This is a genomic window from Shewanella algicola (genome assembly GCF_014648035.1).
Taxonomy (GTDB): Bacteria; Pseudomonadota; Gammaproteobacteria; order Enterobacterales; family Shewanellaceae; genus Shewanella; species Shewanella algicola.
This window is the reverse complement of the sequence record NZ_BMQI01000148.1, coordinates 1-1,085: the sequence shown is the minus strand read 5'-3', so window position 1 is coordinate 1,085 and position 1,085 is coordinate 1. Positions and strand designations below refer to the sequence as shown.

Annotated in this window: 1 protein-coding gene; it reads right to left on the bottom strand. The window is 45.2% G+C overall.

What is annotated here, in order from left to right:
- On the bottom strand, positions 1 to 1,085 hold a 1,085-nt coding region (tuf, locus tag IEY42_RS22140; RefSeq protein WP_188927323.1), incomplete at both ends, for an elongation factor Tu.

The window sequence follows — 1,085 nt, the reverse complement described above, 5'->3', positions numbered from 1 at the left end:
CGATGATTTTAGCTACAACACCAGCACCAACTGTACGACCACCTTCACGGATAGCGAAACGTAAACCGTCGTCCATCGCGATTGGGTAAATCAAAGTAACAACCATCTTGATGTTATCACCAGGCATAACCATTTCTACGCCTTCTGGTAACTCAATTGTGCCTGTTACGTCTGTTGTACGGAAGTAGAACTGTGGACGGTAACCTTTGAAGAATGGAGTGTGACGTCCGCCTTCTTCTTTTGATAACACGTACACTTCTGATTCGAATGTTGTGTGAGGCGTGATTGAACCAGGCTTAGCTAGTACTTGACCACGTTCTACGTCATCACGCTTAGTACCACGTAATAACACACCACAGTTCTCACCTGCACGACCTTCGTCAAGCAGCTTACGGAACATTTCTACACCAGTACAGGTTGTCTTAGTTGTATCGTTGATACCAACGATTTCTACTTCGTCTGATACACGGATAATACCACGTTCAACACGACCTGTTACCACTGTACCACGACCTGAAATCGAGAATACGTCTTCGATTGGTAGTAGGAATGGCTTATCGATGTCACGCTCTGGCTCTGGAATGTAGCTGTCTAGTGCTTCTGCAAGTTCGATTACTTTAGCTTCCCATGCTGCATCGCCTTCTAACGCTTTTAATGCAGAACCTTGGATTACTGGTAAGTCATCACCTGGGAAGTCGTATTCAGATAGAAGTTCACGAACTTCCATTTCTACTAATTCTAGTAACTCTTCGTCATCTACCATGTCACATTTGTTCATGAATACGATGATGAAAGGTACACCAACCTGACGTGAAAGTAGGATGTGCTCACGAGTCTGTGGCATTGGGCCATCTGTCGCTGCTACTACTAAAATTGCGCCGTCCATCTGTGCAGCACCAGTGATCATGTTTTTAACATAATCGGCGTGACCTGGACAATCTACGTGTGCGTAGTGACGTGTTGGTGTGTCATATTCGATGTGCGAAGTATTAATGGTAATACCGCGCTCACGCTCTTCTGGAGCGTTATCGATTTGAGCGAAGTTACGTGCTTCACCACCATAAGTCTTAGACAATACTGCTGAG